Below are 18080 nucleotides of genomic sequence, written 5' to 3'. Positions count from 1 at the left end.
GAAAAGTAAAAAAAGGAACTGTGAAACTCAGGAATGGGTCGCATGCGCGGCCAGCGCATCAGCGAAAAAACGGGTGTACTGCTCATGCAGGACAGGGCCCCAAGCAGCCTTGTGGTCGCAAGGCTGCAGATAGCTGCAGGGCCAGCCGGTCGGCACCGGCAACACGGTCTCGTGCGCAACCAGGCCTGCGGCGCGCAGCCGTGCGGCGTAGGCCAGCGTTTCGTCGCGCAGCGGGTCGTCCTGCGCCGTGATGAGCAGCGTCGGTGCCAGGCCGGCCAGGCGGAATGCGGCGCCGGGTGCAGCGTAAGGGTGGCTTGCGTCTTCGGCCCGGGGCAGGTATTTGTGCCAGCCGTCGGCCCAGGTGCAGCCCACTGGCCCGGCTTCGGCGTCGCGCAGCGAAGCGGTCGCAAGGCATGGGTCCAGCATCGGCGACATCAGGATCTGCCCCGCCAGAGCCGGCTCATGCTGGTCACGCGCCATCAGCGCCACGGCTGCAGCGATATTGCCACCGGCCTCTTCGCCGGCCACAAAAACCGGCGCACCGACGCCGACCAGCTTGTGGCGGGCCTTGGCGGCCCAAACCAGCGCGGCATAACCTATTTCGACTGCATTGGGGAAAGGGTGCTCTGGCGCCAGCGGATAGTCCAGCGACATCACCACTGCGCCGGCTTGGGCCAGCAGCCCGGCTACGCAGGAACCGCCTTCCAGGGATCCGCCCACAAACGCGCCGGCATGGAAATGCACCACCAGGGGTGAAACGCCCGTGCCGCTGCGGCGGCCGTAAAAACGCACGTCCAGCGGCTTTTTCAGTGCCAGCTGGATCTGTTTTTCCACCCAGGGAGGGGGGCTTTTGTCGGCGCCTGCGGGGACGGGCTGTGGGCTGTTCATCTTGGCGAGCCGCACGCGGCTCCTCTTTGTTGCAATGCAGCAGAAGATACGCGCGGCAGGTCGCTTAATAAATAGCCGTTTTGTTTATACTTTATTTCACCAGTGCAACAATGAGGGGTAGCAAGCAGGCTTCTCCTCTGAAAATCACGGCCCCCCATGAAAGCTCCCATGAACATCCGAGCGCGGAGTTTCATCCTTCCCTGTGGGGCAAGGTCAATTGGGAGTGGGCAATCCCGGAAAGTTCTCAGGGCTATTTCGCGCCCCGCACCTGAACCGGCTGGGCTGGTCACAATCGCCCCTCGCCGTTTTGCCGATGAGCCCCTGTTGGCAGATGCACCTCTTCCCCGGCAGCCATTTTTAATTACCGCCCCGTATCCCTCTTGCGGCGCCCGCCAGGCAAGGCACGCGCTGACGGCCCTCACCAGAACAGGACTCTTTCATGGATAAATTTTCCGCAATGCAGGCCTTTGTACGGGTTGTGGAGGCCGGCACGTTTACCAAAGCGGCAGATTCCATGGGTATGCCCAAGCCCACGGTGACGCGCCTGATCCAGACACTGGAGCAGTCACTGGACACCAAGCTGCTCAACCGCACCACGCGCAAAGTCACGGTGACGGCCGACGGTGCGGCTTACTACGAGCGCGCGGGCCGCCTTCTGGGCGAAATGGAAGAGCTTGAGTCGAGCATGTCGCGCGCCAAGGCCAGCCCGCGTGGCCGGCTCAAGGTGGACATTCCCTCTTCACTGGGCCTTGCGGTGGTGATTCCGGCCCTGCCCGACTTTTATGCGCGTTACCCGGACATCCAGCTGGAGCTTGGCGTAAGCGACCGGCCGATCGACATCCTTGCAGAAAATGTCGACTGCGTGATCCGCGGCGGGCAGATCACAGACCAATCACTGGTGGCGCGCCGCATCGGCGAGTTTTATTTGATGTCCTGCGCTTCACCCGCCTACCTCAAACGCCACGGCGTGCCGCAGCACCCGCGCGAGCTGCAGGCGCACAAGCTGATCCGCTATTTTTCGCCGCGCGACGGCAAGCTTTACACCGTCAACCTGCAAAAAGACGGCGAGGTGGTGGAGATCGGCGGGCACCACCAGCTGTCGGTCAATGACTCGAACGCAGGTGTGGCGGCGGCGCTGGCGGGCCTGGGTATCCTGCAGACGCTCACCTTCCTGGTTCAGCACCATATCAGCAGCGGTGCGCTGGAACCCCTGTTCAACGGCTGGTGCTCCGAGGCCAAGCCCATTCATGTGGTGTACCCACCCAACCGCCACCTGAGCAACAAGGTGCGTGTTTTTGTCGACTGGATCGCCGACCTGTTCGCCAAACACGACCTGATACAGCGCAAGAGCAGCTTGCCGCAATAAACGCGGCAGACGACGCGACAGCCGCTACACCGAATGCATCGGCATTTTCCGGCGTCCCCAGCTTCCTACAGCTGGCGTCATCCGCAGACTACACCGCAGGACAACCCGCGGGAGTAAGGTCAGTGGCTGTCCCGCGTTTGCACGCCTGCGTTCATACACCGCCTTCCTTCCCTGCGAAAGACCACCCATGCCAAGACCCAAAGTTGCCGCGCCCGATACCGAGAGCCGAAAGGCACTGGAGCAGCGCGCGCGGGAAGCAGCCATGCCCGCACCACCCCGTGAAAAAGGCCGCTGGCCATTTCCGGTGCCGGACGACCAGCCCGCCGGCAAAACTGAAGGCCGCCACGAGGAACCGGAAAAGGCGGCCAAGCCAGGAAAGTCCGGCGACTAACTGCCGGATTCTCCATTCGCTCTCTTCTCTTCTGTGTCAGCGGCGCGCCAGGACGCGCTTGACCAGCACGGCAACAAACAGCACCAGCGCACCGGCGATCAAGCCTGTGAGTGCGTCCATCAACAGCGGCGTGAGCGCGGCCAGCAAAGCACCTGCTCCGCCTATGGCCGACGCTTTTTGTGCGAGCAGCTCGATCGCGTGATGCAGCGGCGCAAAGCCGTGCGTCAGAATGCCGCCGCCCACCAGGAACATCGCGATGGTGCCTGCCACAGAAAGGCCTTTCATGAGCCAGGGAGCGGTCAGCAGGATGGCGCGGCCTGCGCCGCGCTGCAAGCGGCCCAGGGCGCCGCCTCCTTCACGCTGGCTGAGGTAAAGCCCGCCATCGTCCAGCTTCACGATGCCTGCCACCAGGCCATAAACCCCCACCGTCATCAGGAGGGCGATACCGCCCAGAACAGCCACCTGCGTCACGAAGGGACTGGCCTGCACGGTGCCCAGCGTGATCGCGATGATTTCAGCGGACAGGATGAAGTCGGTGCGGACCGCGCCCTTGATCTTGTCTTTTTCAAGCGCCAGCACGTCTACGTCCGGGTTGGTCAGTGCGGCAGTCAGCGCCTCATGCTCGGCCGCCTGTTCGTCTGCGCTGTGCATGAATTTATGCGCGAGTTTTTCAAACCCCTCGTAACAGAGAAATGCACCGCCCACCATCAGCAGCGGCGTGACGGCCCACGGTATGAACGCGCTGATAGCCAGCGCGGCCGGTACCAGGATGGCCTTGTTGACGAAGGAACCTTTGGCCACAGCCCAGACCACCGGCAACTCCCGGTCTGCCTTGACCCCTGAGACCTGCTGGGCGTTGAGCGCCAGGTCATCACCCAGCACGCCGGCGGTTTTCTTGGCGGCCACCTTGGAAAGCAGCGCTACGTCATCAAGGATGGTGGCGATGTCGTCGATCAATGCGAGAAGGCTGCTGGCCATATGTAGGTTCCGTGTGCCGGCGCAAGGCCGAAGGGGTGAGCAAAACTTGCAAGGCCCGGCCGTGATGAGCCCGGCCGGCAGGAGTCCGGTGCTGCTGTTATGCGTTGTGGTGGCACCGAAGGCGAAGGCCTACTGTACCCAAATCCAGCGCAACAAAAAGCCGCCCCGCAGGCGGCTTTGGATGGGCGTCAGAGCGCTAGATGCTCAGCGCGCCGTGAGCCGTCCCAGGATAAAACCCAGCGCCAGGGCGGCACCGACAGCCTCCAGGGGCCTTTCCTGAACCCACGATTTCGAGGCGTCAATGGCCCGGCCTGGCGCTTCAGTCACCCGGCGGGTCTGGTCGGCAAAGCGGTCAGCCACAGTGCTGGCACCGCTGGCCAGCTTGTCGACGCCTTCGTGCGCGGCGGAAGACGCGCGGTCTACCGCACTGCGGGCCGGCTCAGCCACCTTGTCAATGCCGCTGTGGAGCGCTGCTCCGGCAGACTCGACGCCTCGCTGCAGAGGGTTGTCAGTACCGGAAGCCGTACCGGTGGAGGCTGTGGTTTTGTCCATGATGCTTCTTTCAAAAAAATTCCGCAAAATACCTCTGGGATCTATCTGAGCCTCGGTGATGACGGGCTCATGGTCGTCCAGAGGTGTCTGCCGACATTAAGCGGCGGCAGGCATGCGGACTGTGCGCAGCCGGATACGCTGCATGTAGGACAAGAGAGTGTTGTGCGCGCCGCGCGGTTGTCGGCCCACACTGACAGGAAAAAGGCCGCTTGGCTTGGCAGCCCCTGTCGCAGTTGCCCGCATCATCGTCCTGAACTCACAAGCCAAAGGCATCCAGGCCAGGCACCGTTGATAAACGCCCTTCCAACGTTTTTGAAACTCCAAGGAGAAGCACAATGCCCAGAATTGGACGACCCGCCCTCAGAACCGGCGCAACCGACAACGGCCAGCCGCGTAACGGCCCACCCGAGGAAGGTCTGGATGAAGACGACGCACTGGAGCTGCCGGTGGAGCCCGATGAAGGGATGCCGCTGATTCCTGATGACGATGAGCGGGTGGTGAATGTGCCGTCGTGAGATCGCGCTGTTGAGGCCTGGTTTGTTCTGTCGTTGGGCTTTTTGCTGAGGGTGGCTGGCCGGGGGTTGCCCGGCATGCAACTCACTTTCTTTTGCTTCGCCAAAAGAAAGTAAGCAAAGAAAAGGCGACCCTGGTTCCTGCGTCCCTCCGCTTCGCTGCGGGCAACCTGCGGTGCTCGGTCCAGCCGGGGTCAAAAACAACTCGCTTCGCTCAAACAAGTTTTTGCCCTGATCCGTCTGGCCCTGCGCTCCTCGGCGCATCCACAAGGGGGTAGGAGAAGGATACCGAACACCCGAACGCCTGAAGAAACAAGGACACGCCATGGCGTGTCCTTGTTGGTATTGGAGTTGGTATTTGTCTTCAGTCCCCGCTCCCGATTAGCCCTTCTGTATGCGCCGAGGAGCGCAGGTTCAGGCGGATCAGGGATCGCGATTGTCTGAGCGAAGTGCAACGTAGCGAGTTCGAGCGAGACCCCGCCTGGACCGAGCACCGCAGGTTGCCCGCAGCGAAGCGTAGGGACGCAGACAGCAGGGTCGCCTTTTCTTTTGCTTACTTTTCTTTTGGCGAAGCAAAAGAAAAGTGAGTAGCTGCCGGGCTACCCCCGGCCAGCAACCCTCAGCAAAGAGCGCACCGCCGGAGCAAGAGCCGGCCTAGCTCAGACGAATGTCAGACGCTCAATCAACCAATCGCTTGAGCCGGATCTCTTCCAGCTTGGCACTGCCAAAAGCCACAGTCTTGAGCGATGGCATCTCGCGCTTGAACCCCGCCGCGTGTTCATAAAATCGCAGCGCACGCTCATTGCGCAACAGCACCCACAATGTGACCTGCGTGCAACCCTCTTCTTTCAGGCCCTCACGCGCGCCGTCCCACAGGGCCAGGCCTGCGCCCTTGCCCCAATGTTCGGGCAGCACATACAGCGCCCAGATCTCACCCACTGTTGATTTGGTGCCGGCATCGCGGGAACGGTCAAAGCCGACGAAGCCCACGATCTCATCTCCGTCCGTGGCCACCAGCAGTTGCGGCTCGCTGAATTCGATGGCTTCGCGCCAGTAAGGCAGGCGTTTTTCTACCGTGATCTTGCCGAGGTAGTCCTCGGGCATGAGGTCTTTATAAGCGGCCTGCCAGGTGGCGACATGAATTTCGGCAATGGTTTTGGCATCACGGGGCGTAGCGGGACGGACGGAATAGCTGGACATGAAAAAAATCGCTTGTGAATCGGTGCGGGAAATGATCGGGGGAGCAGAATTGTCGCCCAAATCGCCTCCCACCCGGCAATACATTCGCTTCACGGCGGTCCGGCGGCAGGACGAATGCCCGGCAAGTGACTTGGGCGTCGGGTACATTCGTCGCACCCTAACACTTACAAGCGCTTGCACATCATGGCCCAAGGTATTCAGTTTCCCCTGCAAATGTCCTTCAAACTCATCGCCTTTGCACCACAATTTCTGGTCAAGGACGCGCATAGCCAGCCGGTGGCGTATGTCAAACAAAAACTCTTCAAGCTCAAGGAAGCCATCACGGTTTTCACCGATGAAAAACAGGACCGGCAGCTCTACCAGATCAAGGCGGACCGGATTATCGATTTTTCAGCGCTTTATCACTTCACCGATACCCAGGGCGCGGCGCTGGGCGGCATCAAGCGTCGCGGCATGCGCTCCATGTGGAGAGCCGGTTTTGACGTGCAGGACAACGGCGTCACCCACTTCAGCATCAACGAGAAAAGCGTGATGACGCGTTTTCTTGACGGCCTATTCAGCCAGATTCCGGTGATCGGCATGTTTTCGGGCTACCTGTTCCATCCCGCCTACCAGGTGACGAGACCCGACGGCACCCTGGTGGCCGAGCTCACCAAGCAGCCCGCCCTGTTTGAGGGCCGGTTCACCGCCGAGCGGATGGCCCCCGTCAATGAACGCGAAGAGCAGCAGTTGTTGCTGTCCCTGATGACCGTGCTGCTGCTGGAACGCCTGCGCGGTTAACGCAGACGCCGGCGCAGGCAGCTACCCGTACCCGAAGCAGCGATGGACGACCCGGCCCACCCTGGCGATCCGGCGAATGCGGTTCTGTTCAGCGTCCAGCTGAACCCGGAAGGGGTGCATTTCAGCGCCTCGCCGTCCCTGCCGATCCTGCAATCGGCGCTCCAGGCCGGCGTGGCGATGGACAGTTCGTGCAGAAACGGCACCTGCCGCACCTGCATCCGCCGGCTGGCCAACGGGCAGGTGGCTTACCGCATCGAATGGCCGGGCCTGAGCGCCGAGGAAAAGCAGACGGGCTACATCCTGCCCTGTGTCGCGTACCCACTGTCGGATGTGGTGATCGGGCCAGGGGATTGAACTGGCGGGATCTGCCGTAGACCCACGGGCAAAGCCCCGGGCGATGCGGCGCCGTCGCCGAGCGCGCGCTGCATCAGCACCGTGTCCACCCACTGGCCGAACTTGTAGCCGACACTGTCCAGCGTGCCGACACGGGCAAAGCCCAAAGCCTCGTGCACCCTGAGCGAGCCCGTGTTGGCGCTGTTGCCGACCACGCCCACCATTTGCCGGAAACCGCGCTGCTCGCACTGGCGGATCAGCTCACGCAGCAGGGCGCTGCCAATGCCGGACTGGCGCATGCCGGGCGCGACGTAAATCGAGTCTTCCACCGTATGGCGATAGGCCGGCCGCGAACGGTAGGCACTGCCATAGGCATACCCCACCACCTCTGCGTTGCGATGCGCCACCAGGTAGGGGTAGCCGCCCTGCAGGATGTCAGCGCGGCGCGAGAGCATCTGCGCGACGCTGGGCGGCTCCAGCTCAAACGTCGCCAGGTTGGTGGCCACGTAGTGCGCGTATATCGCCTGGATTGCCTCCATATGGCTTTCGGCACAGGGACCGATCACCAGGGAATCCCGAGTTTCAGAGGAAGGATCGGGGCGGGTGGCCTGGGGTATGGGTGTGAGGTACATGCCGCTATGGTTGCGCAACGGCATGCATAAGTAAATATGTCAAAACTTATCGAATTGATTAGAATTTCTTTGCATGCTCAACCTGGACCACCTGCGCACCTACGCCCTCATTGTTGAAACCGGAAGCTTTTCCGGTGCAGCCGAAAGGCTGGGCCTTTCACAGCCCGCCGTCAGCCTGCAAATCAGGCAGCTGGAGCAGAAGCTGGGCGTGCGCCTGATCGAACGCGTGGCGCGCCGCGCAACGCCCACACCCGCAGGGCTTGACCTGATGGAAGAAATCCAGCATGTCAACACCGCCGTAGACGGCGTCATGGCCGCCATGGCTTCCCACTCCTCGAATGTGGCCGGCCGCATCACGCTGGGCATTGGCGCCACGGCCTGCCTTTATTTCCTGCCGCAAATCCTGCGCTCATTGAGGCTGCGGTTTCCCAATCTGAGCGTGGTGGTCAGCACGGGCAACACGGCCGACTTCGTCAAGGCGGTGGAAGGCAACATGCTGGACCTGGCGCTGGTCACGCTGCCCGTCAAACGGCGCGCGCTGGCGGTGACACCGTTGTTCAACGACGAGTTTGTGGCCATCGCACCCAAGCGTGATGCCGCCATGCCCGCCAGGATCACGCCGGCCGTACTGGCAAAGCGCGAGCTGGTGCTGTTCGAGCCGGCGGCCAATACCCGCGTGATCATCGACCAGTGGTTTCAGGATGCGGGCCACGCCCCCAAACCCATCATGGAACTGGGCAGCGTCGAAGCCATCAAGGAAATGGTGGCGGCCGGCCTGGGCTGCAGCATCCTGCCCGCAATGGCGGTCACCGGCCCGGGACAGCATGCCGAACTCGTGGTCCACCCGTTGTACCCACGGCTGCAAAGGACGCTGGCCTTGATCATGCGCAACGACAAACCGGTGAACAAGGCCCTGCACCAGGTGATTGCCGCCATTTCACAGCGGGCGGGCGCCGAGCCGCGCCAGCCGGGCTCCCGGCCTTCCCCGCAAAACAACAAGCTGTAGCACGCCTGTCAAACAACTGTGCAAGGATGGGCGGATGCTCCCTCCGCCACTGCCTCCGCCACTGAATAGCGCAGCCGACAGCCCACGCAGCTTTCACAGCCCCTACAGCCTCACGCCGGCGCGGGATGCGGCGGCCAGCTTTTCGGAGATGGAAGAGCTCAAGACAATTTTGCTGGCAGGCAGCGCGCACTTTGACGTGGCCGTTGTGGCCGAAGCGCATACTGCCGGCCCGTCTTTTCCGCTGTATGTGGCGGGCATCGGCTCCCGCGACCCTGCGGCGCCCGCGGTCGGTTTCTTCGGCGGCATCCATGGACTGGAACGCATCGGCACGCAGCTGGTTTTGCATTACATGCGGGCGTTGCTGTTTCGCCTGGAGTGGGACGAGTTGCTGCACCGGCAACTCGAAAAGATCCGGCTGGTGTTCATGCCCATCGTGAACCCCGGCGGCATGTGGGCGCACAAGCGCGCCAACCCCCAGGGCGTGGACCTGATGCGCAATGCCCCCCACAAGGCCGACGCCCGTGTGCCCTTCCTGGCCGGCGGGCAAACCGTGAGCCCCCGGCTTCCCTGGTACTGCGGAAGGCCCGGCATGCCGATGGAAGTGGAAAGCGCGGCCGTACTGCAAGTGGTGCGGGAACAACTGGCCAGCCGGCCCTTCAGCCTGGCACTGGACTGCCATTCGGGCTACGGCTTTGAGGACAGCCTGTGGTTTCCGTACGCCAGGACGCGCCGGCTGATGCCGCATCTGCCGGAGATGTTTGCACTGCGGACCATGCTGGAGCAATCGCACCCGCACCACGCCTACAGCTTCGAGCCGCAAAGCAACCAGTACCTGCTGCACGGCGACCTTTGGGACCATGCCTATGATCGCGCACCGGCGGAGAACATCTTTTTGCCGATGACGCTGGAGCTGGGCTCGTGGTTATGGATACGCAAGAACCCGCGCCAGCTGTTTTCGCGCCACGGCATTTTCAACCCTATCAAGGCGCACCGCACGCGGCGCGTACTGCGCCGCCATGCGGACCTGCTGGATTTCCTGACACGCGCTGCATTCTCCGCACCGCGCTGGCTGCCTTCGGGCGAACAGCGTGTGCAGCTCGCACGGCTTGCCGCGGCGCACTGGCGCCCGCGCAGGGTGGTGTGACATGACCTGGGTGTTGCTCAGGGGCCTGACCCGCGAAGCGCGGCACTGGGGAGATTTCCCGCTGCAGTTGCAGGAAGCCACAGGCCGCAGCCCCGGCCAGATCATCACGCCGGACCTGCCCGGCAATGGCAAATGGTGCGGGCAGCGCTCCCCACTTTCCGTGGAGGAAATGGTCGAGGCGGTGCGCCGGCAACTGGCGGCGCAGGGCGTACGGCCGCCCTACGCAGTGCTGGCGATGTCCCTGGGCGGCATGGCGGCGGCCAGTTGGGCACAACGCTACCCGGACGAAATTTCGCGGCTGGTGCTTGTCAACACCAGCATGCGGCCCCACGCACATTTTGCGCAGCGCCTGCGGCCCCGCAGTTGGCTGACACTGCTGGCGATGGCTTCGCACTGGCGGAACATTGATGCCGTGGAACAAAAAGTCCATGAACTCACCTGCAAGCGCCAGGAGCAAAGGCAGCAGGATCTCACGCAGTGGCGCTTCATCCGCCAAAGCGCACCTGTGAGCGCAGCCAACGCAGCGCGGCAATTATGGGCAGCCACCCGGTTCACCTGCGCACCTCTTGCGCCGCGTTGCCCGGTGCTGGTCCTGTCTTCAGCCGGCGATGCCCTTGTCAGCCCGGCCTGTTCCGCGCAGCTTGCCCATGCCTGGCAAACATCGCACCGGGAGCACCCCTGGGCAGGGCATGACCTGCCGCACGACGACCCGCGCTGGGTGTGCCAGCACGTGGCGCCATGGGACAACGCCTGCGCATGAATGGTTCCAGCCCTGCGGGCTGGGTGCCAGCGGGGCGGGACAAATAAGACCCGGCACGGGACAAAAACATCCCACCCCATCAGGCAACGCAGCGACTGGGTTGGGGTGATATTCCTCTTCGAACCCAAGGGACAAATTGGTCCCGCAGCTCCTGTTTTCTGCGCCAAATACCTTTTGGATTCATGCACTTGCACGCGCTGCTCACCTGGCACAGGGTTTGCGAACCTTTGCGGCAAAAGGAGCGCAGCCCACACCATGGCAGACCAAAGGATCAAACGGCACGTTTATCTTCCCGGCCTGGCGGCCTTCGACACCGGCCACCGCAAGGCAGCGGTGATGGAAATGGGACACACCGGTGCCAACAACGAGTTCAAACCAGGCACGGTTTTTGTCGACAACATCGAAGCCCAGCGCGCGGTGCGTGCGCACTACGAGGAACGCCATGCCAGCGTGATGGACAAGCTGCTTGCCGGCAACCTGACGATTCCGCAAAAGCAGCAACTGCAGCGCGAATACCGCGGTTTGAGCTCAGCGATCCGCAACGTCAGGGTCGTGCAGCCCGGCATGGCGCCGTACAACAACCGGGAAAACGGCCCCGCCGATGTTCTGTTCGTCAAGGGCCATGGCAGCCCGCGCAATCCCAACTCCATCACCACCGTGGCAACGCCCGTGGACCAAGACGAACACCACCCGCCGGGCCTGTTCGAGCAGGCAACAAAGGTCAACATCAAGCGCGGCTACAAGATGACGCACACGGCGCAGGACATTGGGACTGCGGTGCACAATATTGCCAATTCCGTGAACAGCCCGGGCCTGGACGTCCGGCTGACATCCTGTGGCAGCGCCGGTACGGTGTCGCGCGACCACGTGGCCATCGGCCCGCGCAATTTGGCCCAGACCTTTGCCGGGCAGGTTTCTGCCACGCTGGATGCCCAGCACGCCGATCCGCGTGTACGCGTCAGCGGGTTCCAGGGCGACAGCAACTCCACATTGCCCAGCCGGCAGGGCGCCGACGATGGTTTCGTCACGAAGATCAAGGAAAAACCCGAAAACCCCAACAACCTGCACCACTTTGTCGATGCCATGGAACGGCAGACAGCCAAGCTCGGGCCCTTGCATGAAGCACTTGAACCCATCAAGCAACCCCTGCGTGAAGTGGCGGTGGCGACCAGGCTGAAAGCAAACTTGCCGATGCCCCCGATAGCGTCCCTTGGTGTCGCACCTGCAATGCATGCAAATATGCGGCCTTTCACCAAAATTGTGACCACCGACAACGTCAATACCCAGCGCGTGGCGACCGGGACCCGGACGGCCGCGCTGACACCGATTGACAGGCACTAGGGCGGCACCACGTCCTCCGGGTCCTGCACTTCTTGTAGCGCCAAGGTAACCAGCAACTGAGGTTTGACAAGACTGGGGCTTTTAGGCGCCACCGGATGCCTTCGTGACGGCCCTGGTGCAAAATCGGCTGTCTCCCGTCGACACCATGAACAAGCCCAACCCACCTGCTGCCAGCACAGCGCTACACGACACTGCGGCGGCCGAGCCACTTGCAGGTGCCACCACCCGCCGCAACCGGCGCATCTGGGCATTGGCGCTGGGCACCACCGCCGCCATCTGGCAACTGGACCCCGCCCTGACTGAAATGGCGGAAATGATCGGCATGATTGCCTGTGCCGGCAACAAGACGCTGGCCAGGGACGCCATCATGCAGATGCGGGCGAAAGCGGACGCGCTGCGCGCGCAGATTCCCCCCTTGCCGGGCAGCGCATTGACCAAGGTTGTGCGGCGCGCGGAAGCAGCCTGCGGTGCAGTGCTGGACAAAGGCGTGCGTGTGAAGGAAGTGCAGACCAGCTGGGACCATTTTTTGGCCTGTGTCCGCGCGCTGCAAGACCCCCGCAAGTAGGGCCGCAAGCCCGGCTGCCGTCAGCCGTGCGACTCACTCCAGGGACTTTTGCAGCGGGTCCACCGCGCCCAGCGTCCCGTCAATTTCACCTGTTTTTCATCTGATGTGTTTTTTGGGAGCGCAACTGATGCTGACACCGGCCGCCCATGTGCGGCATGATGGCCCCATGAACCCAAGATTTTTCCCACGCTTTTGCAAGCGTGTGCTGGCCGCGCGGCTGTTGTGGGCCGGCCCGGCATTTGCCATGGCCGTTGCCGCCCAGGCAGCTCCGCCGCCGTTTGAAGACACCATCGCGCAGCGCACCATGGCCTGCACGGCTTGCCACGGGCCCCAGGGCCGGGCAGCTCCCGACGGCTACTACCCGCGCCTGGCGGGAAAACCGGCGGGCTACCTGTACAACCAGCTGCTGAACTTTCGCGACGGGCGCCGCCACTACGGTCTCATGACGCAGCTGATCGAACCGCTCAGCGACACCTACCTGATGGAGATCGCGCAGTACTTCTCCCAGCTCGAAGTCCCCTATCCCGCACCCCTGCCCGCTGCCGCATCACCCGAGGCCATGCGCCATGGACAGCAGCTGGTCATGCAGGGCGACGCTGCGCGCCGGCTACCGGCCTGCGTGCAATGCCACGGCCAGGCCATGACCGGCGTGGCGCCTGCCATTCCGGGCCTGCTGGGGCTGCCACGTGACTACCTCAATGCACAGCTGGGTGCCTGGAAGGCCGGCCAGCGCCACGCGCACGCGCCGGACTGCATGAAAAATGTGGTGGAAAAACTCACCGTGGAAGACATCAATGCCGTCGCCAGCTGGGTGGCGGCGCAGCCCCTGCCGGCGAGCACCAAACCAGCCACCACGCTGCCCGCGCTCGCACCCGGCGCCGTGGTCATTACCTGCGGTAGCGCAGCAGACCTGCCCACTGTGCCGGCTTCGCCCACCAGGAAAATGCAAAAATGAAGACCCTCCTCAGATGGGCGGTGGGCCTTTCCACCCTGGCAGCCGCCGCGGTTTTACTGGTATGGGCGCTGAATGTGCGCGACGAAGTCGACGTGAAGGCGCCTGTGGCTACCGCGGCCCCCAGCGACAGCCTGATTGCCCGGGGCGCCTACCTGGCGCGCGCCGGCAACTGCCAGACCTGCCACACCGTGCAGGGCGGCCAGGCCTATGCGGGCGGGCGCGGCATCGCCACACCGTTTGGAACAGTGTTCACCTCCAACCTCACGCCTGACGACAAAACCGGCATCGGCAGCTGGTCATCCGCCCATTTCTGGCGCGCCATGCACAACGGCCGCTCCAAAAACGGCCGCCTGCTCTACCCGGCCTTCCCCTACACCAGCTACACACAGGTCACGCGCGAAGACTCCGATGCGCTGTTTGCCTACCTGCGCAGCCTGCCCGCTGCGGTGCAGCCCAACCAGTCCCATGCGCTGCGCTTTCCTTACCAGTCGCAGGCAGCGCTTGCAGTGTGGCGCGCCCTGTATTTCAGCCCCGGTGCATACCAACCGGACGCCGCACGCAGTGCCGACTGGAACCGCGGGGCCTACCTGGTCAAGGGCCTGGGTCATTGTGCGGCCTGCCACACCACACGCAATGCGCTGGGCGCCAGCGACGCGGGGCTGGACCTGGCCGGCGGGCTGATCCCCATGCAGAACTGGTATGCGCCCTCATTGACCTCGCCGTATGAAGCGGGCGTGAGCGACTGGGACAGGCAGCACATCGTGAGCCTTCTGAAAAACGGCGTCTCACCACGCGCCTCGGTCACCGGCCCCATGGCGGAAGTCGTTCAGCGCAGCACGCAGTATTTGAGCGATGCCGATCTCGGCGCGATGGCGCAGTTCCTGAAAGAGCTGCCGCCCACACACACCACGTCCCCGGAGCCGGCCACCATCAAGACTCAGGGCGAGTCTGTGGAACGCGCCGCCAAGCTGTACGAACAGCACTGCGCCCAGTGCCACGGTGCCAGGGGCGAAGGAATCGCCAATGCCTACCCGGCGCTGGCAGGCAATCGCGCCGTCACCATGAGCCAGGCCGTGAACCTGGTGCAGATCGTGCTCAATGGCGGCTACGCACCAGCCACCACGGGCAACCCGCGCCCCTTTGGCATGCCGCCCTTCGTATTGGTGCTGAACGACGCCGATATGGCGCTGGTGCTGACGCATGTCCGCCAGTCATGGGGCAATAGGGCGAGTGAAATCACGCCGGTGGAAGTGAACCGGATACGGGCGAATACGGGGCGGTAGACAGATCACTGCGCTTCGTTGCGAAGCGGGGCGCAATGGTCGTCCTTTGAATACAACAGGACCCGGGCCGCCAGCGCCTTTCATCTGCAGGACAGCGGCCTGCCAGCTACACACCTAAAATCACCTGCAGTGTGCAGCCCCCGCTTCTGTTGATCTGGTTCATGGCGGAACTGCACCGCAACCGAAAGAGCGCATGTCGGCAGTCGTTGAAACCTGGTTTGGTGAGGCCTTCGCACAACTGCACCCGTTGCTGCAGGAACTCCATCGGTCTGGAGGCACGCTCTCAGGCACAGTCGAGGTTCGCCTGGGCACCGGCCTTGCCGGTTGGGCGGGCCGGCGGCTTGCGCAAAAACTTGGTGTCCCGCCTTGCGACGGAACTGCATCGATGAGCGTTTCCATCTTCAGCACTGACACCGAGCTTCACTGGAACCGTACCTTCAATGGAACCTCCACGTTTGCCTCAACCTTCACGCCGACAGGTCGTTATCCATCGGGTTACTGGGTCGAGTCATCGGGCCTGCTTCGCCTCAACCTGGGTGTTTCCATTGTCAATGGCGGCTGGGTCTGGCGTCCCATCGGAGGCCGGCTAGCGGGCGTTCCATTCCCCCTTTGGCTCCTGCCTCGCACGGCCGCATCGAAGTGCATCGACAACGGTCAGTATCAGTTCAACGTGGAAGTCGGCCTCCCATTGCTCGGTACAGTGCTCTCCTATAGCGGGAACCTGTCGTCTGAGCCTCTCATGTGAAAGCGTAGGTGGCTAGATGCATCCAGCCGGATCGAAAGTCGTACTCATATCCTTCAACGGTGCCCGGTGCGCGCCTGAAGATTGTCACCCTGCCGAGAACTATTGGCTCCTGATAGGGACCCGGGGAACCATCGCAGGTCCGGTAAACGCAAACGGCCGCGTGCTGGTCACGTTCGATATCCCGGTGAGTGAAGTGGGCCTGACATGCCACAACCCCACACCCAACAGCCTCTACATTCTGGAAACCGACCTTGCGCATTCCCAATAAATTGTTCATGCGTCGCAACAACAGCAGGCATCGTGCAGCATCACAGTCAATGCGTCCGTTCATTTTTAAATCAGGCCTTGATCATGCATTCACTACCACTTGCCAATGCCGTCCCTGAGAACGAAGACAAGGAGAAAATTGCGCAGCAGGCGCGCCAGAAGTTCTCAGGCTCGCTGGCGAACGACACTCAATGGAACGAGCTGATCACATACGTGCGCGGCCTTGAATGGAGACCTTCGTATCGCTCGAAGTGGGTCAACGGCCACATTTCGGGCTGGGATGTCGAATGGTTTTATCACCTGCCCTACCCGTTTGTGGGCGTGGAGTGGTTTGACATCGGCTTGCATGGCGAACTCCGCACGGGCCGCCTTCTTGCGCCAAAGATCATTGACTATTCGCCTGTGTTTCTCGGAAGGTTGAAAGAGATCGGCTTCGATTTTGAATACAGAGACGGTGTGGCCAGAATCTGGGGCTATTACCCAAAATCATATGAAGATTTTCCGCTTGGCACATCTGCTTAGTTCTTACGCCATGGATCCACACCACACCCGAATTACGTTGGCCTCAATATGACTCCTCAACAGAAAAAACGTCTCAGCTACCTGAAAGACCGTCGAAATACCTACGGCGAAAATAGCAAGGCTTCGCGCAAAGGAATACCGCTTTCCAAGGCGAGAGGCATCCGGTCTGAGCGACACGCGCAAGACCACAAACTGGCGCAAGTAGTGCGGACTGTTGACCCAGAACAACTCGACGCGCTTGAGAACCAGGTGCGCTCTACCAAGCCACGCCACTGGCGCAAATCTGCGGACGACCCATTGGGTGAAGTGCTGGGCAGTCGAAAGAGCCGGCGGGCGGTTCGAGCCAGCGTGAAAGCTAGTGATTGACCATCTTGTCCCGCCGCGACAACGACGGAAACAGCCTGAACCACGCCGCAGCCACCAGCAGCGTACCCACCCCACCCGCCACCACCGAGCCCACCGGCCCCAGCAGCGCAGCAGTGGCGCCTGATTCAAACTCACCAAGCTGGTTGGACGCACCGATGAATACCGAGTTGACGGCGCTGACGCGGCCGCGCATTTCGTTGGGGGTTTCGATCTGCACCAGTGTCTGGCGCACCACCACGCTGACCATGTCGGCACCGCCCGAGACGGCCAGCACCAGCAGCGACAGCACAAAACTGGTCGACAGGCCAAACACCACCATGCACACGCCGTACAGGGCGACTGCTGACAGCATGGTCGGCCCGACGCGTCGCTCCAGCGGCCAGCGTGTCAGCACCGCGGACGTCAACAGGGCGCCGACCGCAGGGGCGCCGCGCAGCAGGCCCAGGCCCCAGGGCCCGACGTGCAGGATGTCTTTGGCGAACATGGGCAGCAAGGCCGTGGCGCCGCCCAGCAGCACGGCAAAAAGATCCAGCGACGCAGCGCCCAGCAGGGCATTGCGCTGCCATACAAACTCCACGCCGGCCAGCAGCGTGCGCAGCGTCACCGGCTCGCGCGGCGGCGGCGCGTGGTCATAGCGCAGCACCGCGATCAGCACGCAGCCGGTGGCAAAGAGGAAGGCGCAGGTGGCATACACCGCCGTGGCGCCGGCCACAAAAATCACGCCACCTAGCGCCGGCCCGCCTATGACCGCCGCCTGCATGCCGGCCGAGCTGAAAGCCATGGCGCGCGGCAGCATGGCAGGCGGCACCAGCACCGGGGTGAGCGATTGCTGCGCGGGCATCTGGAAGGCGCGGGCCACGCCCAGCATGACCGATACCGCCAGCAACAGCTCGCGCGAAACCCAGCTGTGGTGCATTCCCCCAACTTGCCAGCCTTGCGTGGCCGCCACCAGGATCATCGCCACCGTGGCCTGCGTCACCAGGCAGGCCGCGATGATGCGCCCGCGGTGAGCCCGGTCGGCGACATGCCCGGCCACCAGCGTCAGCAACAAGGCCGGCACAAACTGGTACAGCCCCACCAGGCCAAGGTCCCAGGCGCTGCCGGTCAATTCGTACATCTGCCAGCCCACGGCGACCATCAGCATCTGGTTGCCTGTGGTGGCAAAAATCCGGGCGAACCACATGCGCATGTAGGCACGCTGGTGGGTGAGTTCCTTGAATGAGTGTGTCGGCATGCGGCCCGAAGCTTAACAGTGCCGTACCCGCAAGGTGTGGCACGGGGCTACTCTTGAGGGAACGCCTTCAGTGGCTGTAATGCTATTGATTTAATAGCTGCTTGCGCACGTCCTGCCTGGCTAAACCAGTATTCCCGCATCGTCTCATTCGCAGGCACGACGGCCGTGCCCGGAACTGAACCGATTTCGCCCGAACCGGGGGAGAAGCCCGATAAGCCCGCCTGCTGGCCTGAAAATTAGGCCATTGGCTTTAAGTGGGT

Annotated in this window: 21 protein-coding genes; 15 read left to right on the top strand and 6 right to left on the bottom strand. The window is 62.7% G+C overall.

Features of this window, described 5'->3' with window-relative positions:
* Positions 1-27 precede the first annotated feature (27 nt).
* Positions 28-903: an alpha/beta hydrolase gene (locus AC1DY9_RS09055; RefSeq protein WP_457279191.1), complete on the bottom strand. Its 876-nt coding sequence runs from the start codon at positions 901-903 to the stop codon at positions 28-30.
* A gap of 424 nt (positions 904-1327) precedes the next feature.
* Here AC1DY9_RS09055 and AC1DY9_RS09050 point away from each other — a divergent pair, with 424 nt between their 5' ends.
* Entirely contained in the window at positions 1328-2254 is a 927-nt protein-coding gene (locus AC1DY9_RS09050; RefSeq protein ID WP_457279192.1) for a LysR family transcriptional regulator, read from the top strand.
* A gap of 187 nt (positions 2255-2441) precedes the next feature.
* A complete protein-coding gene (locus AC1DY9_RS09045) occupies positions 2442-2645 on the top strand; it encodes a hypothetical protein (protein ID WP_477666327.1) in 204 nt (67 codons plus the stop codon).
* 36 nt (positions 2646-2681) lie between these two features.
* On the opposite strand, the gene AC1DY9_RS09040 is transcribed toward AC1DY9_RS09045, so the two are convergent.
* A complete protein-coding gene (locus AC1DY9_RS09040; protein WP_457279194.1) occupies positions 2682-3623 on the bottom strand; it encodes a DUF808 domain-containing protein in 942 nt (313 codons plus the stop codon).
* 204 nt (positions 3624-3827) lie between these two features.
* Positions 3828-4175: an ElaB/YgaM/YqjD family protein gene (locus AC1DY9_RS09035; protein ID WP_457279195.1), complete on the bottom strand. Its 348-nt coding sequence runs from the start codon at positions 4173-4175 to the stop codon at positions 3828-3830.
* Between the two features lie 335 nt (positions 4176-4510).
* On the opposite strand from AC1DY9_RS09035, the gene AC1DY9_RS09030 reads away from it, so the two are divergent.
* The gene (locus tag AC1DY9_RS09030) at positions 4511-4690 is read left to right on the top strand and encodes a hypothetical protein (protein WP_457279196.1); all 180 of its coding nucleotides are present in this window, start codon (positions 4511-4513) and stop codon (positions 4688-4690) included.
* Positions 4691-5365: 675 nt separating this feature from the next.
* Here the strand turns inward: AC1DY9_RS09030 and AC1DY9_RS09025 are convergent.
* The gene (locus AC1DY9_RS09025) at positions 5366-5887 is read right to left on the bottom strand and encodes a GNAT family N-acetyltransferase (protein ID WP_457279197.1); all 522 of its coding nucleotides are present in this window, start codon (positions 5885-5887) and stop codon (positions 5366-5368) included.
* A 183-nt stretch (positions 5888-6070) separates the two neighbouring features.
* Between AC1DY9_RS09025 and AC1DY9_RS09020 the strand changes: the two genes are divergently transcribed.
* Positions 6071-6667 carry an LURP-one-related family protein gene (locus AC1DY9_RS09020; protein ID WP_457279198.1) on the top strand — a complete coding sequence of 199 codons (597 nt, stop codon included), beginning with the start codon at positions 6071-6073 and terminating at the stop codon, positions 6665-6667.
* Positions 6668-6709: 42 nt separating this feature from the next.
* On the top strand, positions 6710-7021 hold the full coding sequence (locus AC1DY9_RS09015) for a 2Fe-2S iron-sulfur cluster-binding protein (RefSeq protein ID WP_457279199.1): 312 nt from the start codon (positions 6710-6712) through the stop codon (positions 7019-7021).
* Here the strand turns inward: AC1DY9_RS09015 and AC1DY9_RS09010 are convergent.
* Positions 6961-7656: an N-acetyltransferase family protein gene (locus AC1DY9_RS09010; protein WP_477666326.1), complete on the bottom strand. Its 696-nt coding sequence runs from the start codon at positions 7654-7656 to the stop codon at positions 6961-6963. The two genes, AC1DY9_RS09015 and AC1DY9_RS09010, sit on opposite strands and share 61 nt — an antisense overlap.
* 49 nt (positions 7657-7705) lie before the next feature.
* On the opposite strand from AC1DY9_RS09010, the gene AC1DY9_RS09005 reads away from it, so the two are divergent.
* From AC1DY9_RS09005 to AC1DY9_RS08960, 10 genes are all read left to right on the top strand, one after another.
* Positions 7706-8638, top strand: coding sequence for a LysR family transcriptional regulator (locus AC1DY9_RS09005; protein WP_477666325.1), 933 nt, complete (start codon positions 7706-7708; stop codon positions 8636-8638).
* A 148-nt stretch (positions 8639-8786) separates the two neighbouring features.
* The gene (locus AC1DY9_RS09000) at positions 8787-9782 is read left to right on the top strand and encodes a M14 family zinc carboxypeptidase (protein ID WP_457279786.1); all 996 of its coding nucleotides are present in this window, start codon (positions 8787-8789) and stop codon (positions 9780-9782) included.
* 1 nt (position 9783) lies between these two features.
* Positions 9784-10542, top strand: coding sequence for an alpha/beta fold hydrolase (locus AC1DY9_RS08995; protein WP_477666324.1), 759 nt, complete (start codon positions 9784-9786; stop codon positions 10540-10542).
* A gap of 255 nt (positions 10543-10797) precedes the next feature.
* On the top strand, positions 10798-11883 hold the full coding sequence (locus AC1DY9_RS08990; RefSeq protein ID WP_477666323.1) for a hypothetical protein: 1086 nt from the start codon (positions 10798-10800) through the stop codon (positions 11881-11883).
* 145 nt (positions 11884-12028) lie between these two features.
* A complete protein-coding gene (locus tag AC1DY9_RS08985; RefSeq protein ID WP_457279204.1) occupies positions 12029-12448 on the top strand; it encodes a hypothetical protein in 420 nt (139 codons plus the stop codon).
* Positions 12449-12614: 166 nt separating this feature from the next.
* Positions 12615-13403 (top strand): c-type cytochrome, encoded by a 789-nt coding sequence (locus tag AC1DY9_RS08980; RefSeq protein WP_477666322.1) that lies wholly within the window; start codon positions 12615-12617, stop codon positions 13401-13403.
* Positions 13400-14686 carry a c-type cytochrome gene (locus AC1DY9_RS08975; protein ID WP_477666321.1) on the top strand — a complete coding sequence of 429 codons (1287 nt, stop codon included), beginning with the start codon at positions 13400-13402 and terminating at the stop codon, positions 14684-14686. Before AC1DY9_RS08980 ends, AC1DY9_RS08975 begins: the two co-directional genes overlap by 4 nt.
* A 193-nt stretch (positions 14687-14879) precedes the next feature.
* A complete protein-coding gene (locus AC1DY9_RS08970; protein ID WP_457279207.1) occupies positions 14880-15431 on the top strand; it encodes a DUF4166 domain-containing protein in 552 nt (183 codons plus the stop codon).
* A gap of 351 nt (positions 15432-15782) precedes the next feature.
* Positions 15783-16220 (top strand): DUF6678 family protein, encoded by a 438-nt coding sequence (locus AC1DY9_RS08965; RefSeq protein ID WP_457279208.1) that lies wholly within the window; start codon positions 15783-15785, stop codon positions 16218-16220.
* Between the two features lie 48 nt (positions 16221-16268).
* Entirely contained in the window at positions 16269-16586 is a 318-nt protein-coding gene (locus tag AC1DY9_RS08960) for a hypothetical protein (protein ID WP_477666320.1), read from the top strand.
* Here AC1DY9_RS08960 and AC1DY9_RS08955 read toward each other — a convergent pair.
* Complete coding sequence (locus AC1DY9_RS08955) at positions 16576-17820, bottom strand: MFS transporter (protein ID WP_477666319.1); 1245 nt, start codon at positions 17818-17820, stop codon at positions 16576-16578. The genes AC1DY9_RS08960 and AC1DY9_RS08955 overlap by 11 nt on opposite strands.
* Positions 17821-18080 lie beyond the last annotated feature (260 nt).

It is taken from the genome of Polaromonas sp. P1_F6, assembly GCF_056405695.1.
This window is presented reverse-complemented; position numbering and strand designations above follow the sequence as displayed.